At 67.8% G+C, this 7,712-nt stretch carries 8 protein-coding genes, 7 tRNA genes, 1 pseudogene and 1 riboswitch; of the genes and pseudogenes, 11 read left to right on the forward strand and 5 right to left on the reverse strand.

The features are described from left to right. Positions 1 to 91: 91 nt before the first annotated feature. The 4 genes from fmt to ACFQ36_RS18555 all read right to left on the reverse strand — a co-directional run bounded on the left by fmt (position 92) and on the right by ACFQ36_RS18555 (position 2,700). Complete coding sequence (fmt, locus tag ACFQ36_RS18540) at positions 92 to 1,012, reverse strand: methionyl-tRNA formyltransferase (protein WP_377016302.1); 921 nt, start codon at positions 1,010 to 1,012, stop codon at positions 92 to 94. 14 nt (positions 1,013 to 1,026) lie between these two features. Continuing rightward, positions 1,027 to 1,596, reverse strand: a complete 570-nt coding sequence (def, locus tag ACFQ36_RS18545; RefSeq protein ID WP_377016304.1) for a peptide deformylase — start codon at positions 1,594 to 1,596, stop codon at positions 1,027 to 1,029. A gap of 83 nt (positions 1,597 to 1,679) precedes the next feature. Further along, positions 1,680 to 2,543, reverse strand: coding sequence for a cytochrome (locus ACFQ36_RS18550; RefSeq protein ID WP_377016306.1), 864 nt, complete (start codon positions 2,541 to 2,543; stop codon positions 1,680 to 1,682). A gap of 85 nt (positions 2,544 to 2,628) precedes the next feature. Next, positions 2,629 to 2,700: transfer RNA gene (locus ACFQ36_RS18555), tRNA-Val, on the reverse strand. A 272-nt stretch (positions 2,701 to 2,972) separates the two neighbouring features. On the opposite strand from ACFQ36_RS18555, the gene ACFQ36_RS18560 reads away from it, so the two are divergent. From ACFQ36_RS18560 to ACFQ36_RS18590, 7 genes are all read left to right on the forward strand, one after another. Next, a tRNA-Gly gene (locus tag ACFQ36_RS18560) sits at positions 2,973 to 3,046 on the forward strand. Between the two features lie 52 nt (positions 3,047 to 3,098). Then, a tRNA-Cys gene (locus tag ACFQ36_RS18565) sits at positions 3,099 to 3,169 on the forward strand. A 65-nt stretch (positions 3,170 to 3,234) separates the two neighbouring features. After that, positions 3,235 to 3,306: transfer RNA gene (locus ACFQ36_RS18570), tRNA-Val, on the forward strand. Positions 3,307 to 3,342: 36 nt separating this feature from the next. Then, a tRNA-Gly gene (locus ACFQ36_RS18575) sits at positions 3,343 to 3,419 on the forward strand. A 60-nt stretch (positions 3,420 to 3,479) separates the two neighbouring features. Next, positions 3,480 to 3,551, forward strand: a tRNA-Val gene (locus tag ACFQ36_RS18580). Between the two features lie 37 nt (positions 3,552 to 3,588). Further along, positions 3,589 to 3,665, forward strand: a tRNA-Gly gene (locus tag ACFQ36_RS18585). Between the two features lie 163 nt (positions 3,666 to 3,828). Further along, positions 3,829 to 4,083, forward strand: a complete 255-nt coding sequence (locus tag ACFQ36_RS18590; protein ID WP_377016308.1) for an antitoxin — start codon at positions 3,829 to 3,831, stop codon at positions 4,081 to 4,083. 78 nt (positions 4,084 to 4,161) lie between these two features. Here ACFQ36_RS18590 and zapE read toward each other — a convergent pair whose 3' ends face one another. Then, positions 4,162 to 5,205, reverse strand: coding sequence for a cell division protein ZapE (gene zapE, locus ACFQ36_RS18595; protein ID WP_377016310.1), 1,044 nt, complete (start codon positions 5,203 to 5,205; stop codon positions 4,162 to 4,164). 190 nt (positions 5,206 to 5,395) lie between these two features. Between zapE and ACFQ36_RS18600 the strand changes: the two genes are divergently transcribed. The 4 genes and pseudogenes from ACFQ36_RS18600 to ACFQ36_RS18615 all read left to right on the forward strand — a co-directional run. After that, on the forward strand, positions 5,396 to 6,316 hold the full coding sequence (locus tag ACFQ36_RS18600; protein ID WP_377016312.1) for a sulfurtransferase: 921 nt from the start codon (positions 5,396 to 5,398) through the stop codon (positions 6,314 to 6,316). A gap of 26 nt (positions 6,317 to 6,342) precedes the next feature. Next, on the forward strand, positions 6,343 to 6,774 hold the full coding sequence (locus ACFQ36_RS18605) for a SufE family protein (RefSeq protein ID WP_377016317.1): 432 nt from the start codon (positions 6,343 to 6,345) through the stop codon (positions 6,772 to 6,774). 5 nt (positions 6,775 to 6,779) lie between these two features. Then, positions 6,780 to 7,274, forward strand: coding sequence for a Cys-tRNA(Pro) deacylase (gene ybaK / locus ACFQ36_RS18610; protein WP_377016315.1), 495 nt, complete (start codon positions 6,780 to 6,782; stop codon positions 7,272 to 7,274). A gap of 55 nt (positions 7,275 to 7,329) precedes the next feature. Beyond that, positions 7,330 to 7,439: riboswitch (TPP riboswitch) on the forward strand. Then, positions 7,436 to 7,712 (forward strand): annotated as a pseudogene (locus ACFQ36_RS18615) (phosphomethylpyrimidine synthase ThiC); the annotation flags it as partial. Its footprint overlaps the riboswitch before it by 4 nt.

Here is a 7,712-nt window from a genome sequence, read left to right on the forward strand (position 1 = left end):
CCGCGGTCCCTTTCGCCGCCGCCGGCGTCGTCCCGCGACCGGCGGCCGGGACGGCCCGCCCCGCCGCGTCCGTGTGGCGTGTCCTGGCTGCTCACTCGAAGTGCACATCCTCGCGTTGTCCCAGGCCGCGCGCCCAATCCGCCGCGGCCATCATCTTCTTGCCGGCCGGCTGCACCTGTCCGAGCTCGACTGAGCAGGAGCCGGTACCGACCAGCACTGCGTCCTTGCCCGGCAGCACCTGTCCGGGCGCCAGGTCCGCGTGGTCCTGCCGCAGCCGGACCGGGCCGAGCTTGAACCGCTGGCCGTCCAGCATTGTCCAGGCCCCCGGTTCCGGGGTGACGCCGTTGATCCGCCGGCGGATGGCCAGGGCCGGCTGCTCCCAGTTGATCCGGCCGTCCGCCAGGGACAGCTTCGGGGCCAGTGAAACGTCGCCGGACTGCGGCACGGCCACCGCCTGGCCCGCGCCGATGGCGGACAGCGTTTGCGTCAGCAGTTCGGCCCCGCTGTGGGACAGCCGCTGCAGCAGCTCCCCGCTGGTGTCCCCGGGGCGGACGGCTTCGGTCAGCGTGCCGTAGACCGGGCCGGTATCCAGCCCCGGCTCCAGCAGGAACGTGGAAGCCCCGGTCACCTCGTCGCCATTGATCACGCTGTGCTGCACAGGTGCGGCGCCGCGCCAGGCCGGCAGCAGGGAAAAGTGCAGGTTGATCCAGCCATGGGCGGGAATCTCCAGCGCCTGCGGCGGCACCAGCGCGCCGTAGGCCACGATTGCGGCGACGTCGGGCCGGGCCTCGGCCAGGGCGGCCGTTGCGGCGGCGTCGATCCGGTTGGCCCGGATCACCGGCAGCCCCAGTTCCGCGGCGCGCGCAGCCACCGGGGACGGGGTGAGGGTGCGCTTGCGGCCTACCGGCGCATCTTCGCGGGTCAGCACGGCGACAATGTCGAAGCCGGCCTGCAGCAGCCGCTCCAGCGACGGCACCGCCACGGCCGGAGTACCGGCGAAAAGTACCCGCATCGGGCGGTCTCCGCTCACGCCCGGCGCTGCCCGAAGGAACCGAAGCCCGATCCCACGCTGGCCGCGCGCCGGGCAGCGGTATCTTCGGCCACGGTGTTGTAGGCAGCATCGCGGATGGCGCGCAGCGCCTTCTTCCGGTCTTCGCCGGTCAGCCGGTCCGTGTACAGGATGCCGTCCAGGTGATCCGTCTCATGCTGCAGGCAGCGGGCCAGCATGCCCTCGCCTTCGACCACCACTTCATTGCCGTGGATATCCACCCCGGTGGCCCGTGCCCAGCGCCGCCGGCGGACCGGGAAGCCCAGCCCGGGGATGGACAGGCAGCCCTCTACCGCATCCGGCTGAAAGTCGTCACTGGTCTCAAGCACCGGGTTGATGATATGCCCCCGGCGGCCGTCGATCCGGTAGGTGAACACCCGCAGGCCGGCACCCACCTGCGGGGCCGCCAGGCCGGCACCGTCCACGTCCTCCATCGTCTGGTCCATGTCCTCGACCAGCTTGACCAGCTCCGGACCGAAATCCGTGACCGGTTCGGCCTTGGTCCGCAGGACCGGGTCTCCGATGATCCGGATGCTCAGGATCGTCATGTGTACTGCTTCCTCACTATTGCTTCGGACTCCCCACTAGCCTAGCCCGGCCGCAGCCCGGCCCCTACGCTCCGGCGCGGCCCTCAGGCCCGCTGCATCGCCGGCCGCGCCACGGGCGGGCCGATCGGCAGCAGCGCGCGGCCGGCCTCGGCCGCCTGCAGCTGCGCTTCCCAGACCCGGCGCAGGGCGCAGAACTTGTACCAGTGGTAGCGCAGCACCTCGGGACTGGCCTGCATGGGCCGCACCTCCGTTTCACCGATTGCCACTCCCAGCAGGATCGGGTCCGTGCCGTACGCCCAGGGTTCCCAGGTGCCTGCCTCCGCATCCAGCAGGGATTCCTGCGCTTTCATCCCGGCCACCAGCTGCATCACGACCTTGTCGTCCATGGCCTTGACCTGGCCGTTGCGGTCCGTGCCCTTCGTCTTGAAATCGATCAGGCAGAGCCGGCCCCCGATCTTAGCCACCAGGTCCAGCGTTCCGGCATAGCCGACTTCGTGGTTCCAGACGGTGATTTCGGGAACCACCGGCTCCACGCGGTACAGCTGCCACCATTCGTCGAACCGCGCCGCAAAGGCTTCCTCGCCGCAGGACCTGAGCTCCTCCCGCGCCTCCCCCAGCCGGTGCGGCCTGCCCAGGGCCCGCAGGGCCACCTGCTCGGCATAGGCGTGGACCCGGTCCCCGCGCTCGGCTGCGGCGTCCCGGTACAGCTTTGCCGCGTCGGAGGCCTCCTTGGCGAGGCTGCGCAGCTTCGCCGGGTTGCCAGCGGCCTCGGCGAGGCCGGGATGGCGCGCGAACGAACTGGCCGCCATGTGGCCGGCCCAGCCGCTCAGATCCGCCGGCGCCTGGGCAATCACCGTGGTGATGGAGGGCACGGTGGGCAGGGCGTCGATGGAGCGCGAATACATCCGCCCGTTCTCTGTCTGGTGGGCAAGCGCCGGAGAAGTCATAGGAAAATCATGTCAGACGGCAGTGACAGCCGGACCACTAAAAGCGTGAAGGCCCCCGCCATGCGGCGGGGGCCTTCCGGGTCCGTGGGCGATACTGGGTTCGAACCAGTGACCTCTTCGGTGTGAACGAAGCGCGCTACCACTGCGCCAATCGCCCGTGCTCTGCCGCACCCCGTGGGGAACGACCTAGAAAACATTAGCAAACAGATCCGCCCATGCAAAAACGACACCTCCGGGGCGTGTCCCAACGGCGGTGGAACCGGCAGGAACTACATGCCTGTAATCCTGCCGCCCCGCGGAAACACGCGCCGCAGTCGCCCGATTGGACGAAGGCCCGATTGTCCTATAGAGTTTTTACTCGTTGGAAACGCGGCAACGCTCCTGACGGACGGGCCCAGGCCCCGCCGGGAAGATGCGCGCAGACCACATGCGGACGTAGCTCAGCTGGCTAGAGCACCACCTTGCCAAGGTGGATGTCGCGGGTTCGAATCCCGTCGTCCGCTCGCAGATCACTGTAAGTGCCGGCACTGCCGGCCGGTCCTGATTCCAGGCCACGGTGGGGTGGCCGAGAGGCGAGGCAGCGGCCTGCAAAGCCGTATACGCGGGTTCGAATCCCGTCCCCACCTCGTTTGCAGTAAAGATGTTTCCCGTTGGGAACAGGTCTGCATCCGAAGTACATTGTGAAGGCAATGGGCGATTGGCGCAGCGGTAGCGCGCTTCCCTGACACGGAAGAGGTCACTGGTTCGAACCCAGTATCGCCCACTGGAACAGCCCTCCGGCAACCCGGAGATGTTCCGCGCGGACGTAGCTCAGCTGGCTAGAGCACCACCTTGCCAAGGTGGATGTCGCGGGTTCGAATCCCGTCGTCCGCTCCAGTTCCGGAACAATCCCGGAATCCTGCAATGGCATCGGACTCCCAGCGTCCGTACCATCGCGGGCGATTGGCGCAGCGGTAGCGCGCTTCCCTGACACGGAAGAGGTCACTGGTTCGAACCCAGTATCGCCCACTGGAACAGCCCTCCGGCAACCCCGGAGATGTTCCGCGCGGACGTAGCTCAGCTGGCTAGAGCACCACCTTGCCAAGGTGGATGTCGCGGGTTCGAATCCCGTCGTCCGCTCCAGACCGCAGAGGCGGCCGCTGCCAGGCAGCGGCCGCCTCTGCGTGTTTATGCGGTTTTAAGCGCCTTTATGCCCTGTTGTTGCGCCCTGTTCAGCCGTGGCTGCCGTGCCTAGGATGGATGCAGGCGGGAGCGGCGGACTCCCCACGGCAGAAGGGAGGTGCAGGTGTCTGTATTTGACGAGCTCAAGGGCAAGGCCGGACAGCTCAAGGACAAGGCGGGAGACCTGGTCGGCGGCAACGCCGGGAAGCTGAAGGGCGCCGTCGGCAACGTCGGCGGCTTCATCGACAAGAAGACCGGCGGCAAGTACGCCGACAAGGTCAACCACCTGCAGGCCAAAGCTTCCGAGCTGATTGACAAGGCCGAACGCAACCGCAGGGACGAGCCTCCGGCTCCTTCCGGCGGAACGCCTTCGCCCTGACCAGACCCTTCGAGCACGGCAAAGAAGGCGCCGGTCCCGCCGGGAGGCGGCACCGGCGCCTTTGCCTTAAGCCATGCCTTAAGCGGCGGTTTCGCCCTTCTGGCCTTCACGGGCCAGCGCGGTCAGCCTGGAAACCGCACGGAAGTATTTCTTCATGTAGCCGCCGGCCATCATTTCCCGCGTGAAGACCTGGTCGAACGGCACGCCGCTGGCGATGATCGGCACGTCCTTGTCGTAAAGCCGGTCCGCGAGCACCACGAATCGCAGCGCCACGGCCTGTTCCGTGATGGTCGCCACGTTGTGCCAGGCCACGACGTCGATGCCGTCGATGAACTGCCGGTAGCGGCTCGGGTGCACGCCCTCCAGGTGCTTGACCAGGTCCATGAATTCGTCCGCGGCCACCACCTTGCCGGCGTAGTCGTTGTGGATCTTGCGCTTCAGTTCCAAATCGGTCAACGGCTCCGGCGCGGCCGGCAGGCCGCGGTGCCGGAAGTCCTCGCCGTCGATCCGCACGACGTCGAACTGGTCTGCGAGCACCTGGATCTCGCGCTGGAAGTCGACGGCCGCGAAGCGGCCCTCGCCCAGCGCCCCGGGCAGGGTGTTGGAGGTCGCCGCCAGCTTCACGCCCGCGTCGGCCAGTTCGCGCATTAGCCGGGACATCAGCACGGTGTCGCCCGGATCGTCGAGCTCGAATTCGTCGATGCAGACCAGTTCGTAGCCGCCGAGGGCGTCCACGGTCTTGCGAAAGGACAGCGCGCCCACAAGGTTGGTGTATTCGACGAAGGTGCCAAAGGCCTTCGGGCCGTCCACCTGGTGCCACAGCGAGGCCAGCAGGTGGGTCTTGCCCACGCCGAACCCGCCGTCAAGGTAGATCCCGGCCCGGCTGTCCACCTGCTTCCTGCCGCCGAAGAAACGCCTGAGGCCTGTCGGCTGCTTGTGGTCGACGGCGCCGGCAAACTTTTCCAGCCTCATGACGGCAGCCGCCTGGGACGGCTGGGCAGGATCCGGCCGGTAGCTTTCGAAGGAAACCTCGCCGAAGCGCGGGGACGGGTGGAAACCCTCGAGGAGCTCGTCAACCGAAACCTTCGGCGTACGGCGTGAAAGCTGTTCTATCTGGGGCACGCTGGGCTGACCCTTGCCTTCCGTTCTTGCGCTGCAGTTGGCTGCTGCGGTGATTTGCCGCCACGAAAACGATACGCTACGGCGGGCCTAATCGCGGATTCGTGGCGCAAGCGCCCGGAAGCAAAAGGCTGCCGCGCTGGTTAGGCTAATCAGGAACCCGCCCAACTTCGCACCCTCGAAAGGGACACCAATGCCTGCACCCGCAGAACAGAACGAGAAGTTCGCCGCCTACGCCCAGCCCTGGCGCCTGGTCTCCACTAAGTGGCTGGCGGCCAACCTCGACAATGACTCCGTGGTGGTGCTCGAGTCCGACGAGGACATCCTGCTCTACGAAACCGGCCATATTCCCGGCGCCCGGAAAATCGATTGGCACACGGACCTGAACGACCCGGTGTCCCGCGACTACATCGACGGCGAAACGTTCGCCAAGGTCGCCGGTTCCCGCGGCATCGGCCGCGACACCACGGTGGTGATCTACGGGGACAAGAGCAACTGGTGGGCCGCCTACGCGCTGTGGGTGTTCACCCTGTTCGGGCACGAGGATGTGCGCCTGCTCGACGGCGGCCGCGACAAGTGGATCGCCGAAGGCCGGGAGCTGACCACGGACAAGCCGGAGGTCACCCCGGTGGATTATCCCGTCGTCGAGCGCAACGACGCCGAGATCCGGGCCTACATCGGGGACGTGCTCTGCCACTTTGGCAATCCGCTGATCGATGTCCGCTCCCCGGAGGAATACACCGGCGAACGGACCACCATGCCTGCCTATCCCGAGGAGGGCACGCTGCGCGGCGGCCACATTCCCAGCGCGGTGAACGTGCCGTGGGGGCGGGCCGCCGCCGAGGACGGCACCTTCCGCACCCGGGAGGAACTGGAGAAGATCTACAAGGGCGAGGCCGGCCTGTCCGACGGCGACGACGTGGTGGCGTACTGCCGCATCGGCGAGCGGTCCAGCCACACCTGGTTCGTGCTCAAGTACCTGCTCGGCTTTGAGAACGTGCGCAACTATGACGGTTCGTGGACCGAGTGGGGCAACGCGGTACGCGTGCCGATCGCCAGGGGCAGCGAACCCGGTGCCGCTCCCGCGCCCCGGCGGGGACGGCACGGCGCTTAGAATTAGTCATTGTGACAGTGCAAAACATGCCGGCGCAGCTGGCTGAAATCGTCAATGACTTCCAGTCCATGGAGGAATCCGAGCGGCTGGAACTGCTGCTGGACTTCTCCAGGTCGCTGCCGGCGCTCCCGGAGCATCTGGCCGACCACCCGGAACTGCTGGAGCAGGTCGTTGAGTGTCAGTCCCCGCTGTTCCTGGCCGTCGAGGTCGGGGAGGCCCCGGAACAGCCGGTGCAGCTGTACTTTTCCGCGCCGCCGGAGGCGCCGACCACCCGCGGCTTCGCCTCCGTGCTGCACGAGGGACTGAACGGGCTGCCGGCCGAGGAGATCCTGGCCGTGCCCGACGACGTCACCGACCGGCTGGGCCTGACCCGCGCCATTTCGCCGCTGCGGATGCGCGGCATGGCGGCCATGCTCGGGCGGATCAAGCGCAAGATCCGCGAAGCCACCGCGGCGTAGGCGCGGTGGCCAAGGCGGCAAAGCAGGCGGCGGGTACCCCGGCCACCAAGGTCCTCTTGGCGGCCGGGGTGCCGCATACCCTGCACAGTTACGACCATGACCCGGCCGCCACGAACTACGGACTCGAGGCGGCCACCGAGCTGGGCGTCGACCCGGAACGGGTCTTCAAGACCCTGCTGGTCTCGGCCGAGGGTTCCCTCGCCGTCGCCGTCGTCCCGGTCAGCGGATCGCTGGATTTGAAGAAGTGTGCCGCCGCGCTGGGCGTGAAGCGGGTCGCGATGGCCGATCCCGAAGATGCCCAGCGGCGGACCGGCTACGTGCTCGGCGGCATCTCTCCGCTGGGCCAGCGCCAGCCCTCCCCTACCGTCATCGACGAGAGCGTGCTGGGCTTCCCCACCGTCCTGGTCTCCGGCGGCCGCCGCGGCCTGGACATCGAACTCGCCCCGGCGGTCCTGGTCCGGCTGACCAGGGCCCGTACCGCTGCCATCAGGGCCGGCTGAGGATTCCGCTTCCTTCTTCAGGTCAGGGCCGGGCCGCCGTGCATGCTAGGGTCGATCTCATCCACACGGGTGCCCCATTGCAGGGGCTGAGATCGGGCTGATGCAGCCTGCGACCGTCGAACCTGTCCGGGTAATGCCGGCGAAGGAAGTGAGTATCCACCATGAACGATGCGTTTCACCCTGCCCACTCTCTGCGGTATGTCACCGGTGCGGAACCAGGCATCGAGGTCCCGGTGACCGAGATTTCGCTGCAGGATTCGCCCAACGGCGAGAAGAATCCTCCGCTGCAGGTCTACCGGACTGCCGGTCCCGGCAGCGACCCGGTGTGCGGACTGCCCCCGCTGCGCGCGGGCTGGATCGCCGGCCGTGCCGACACCGAGACCTATCCGGGCCGCCGCCGCGGCCTGCTCGACGACGGCCGTTCGGCCGTGCGCCGCG

Origin of the sequence: Arthrobacter sp. GCM10027362 (assembly GCF_042679445.1) — a bacterium.
Lineage (GTDB): Bacteria > Actinomycetota > Actinomycetes > Actinomycetales > Micrococcaceae > Crystallibacter.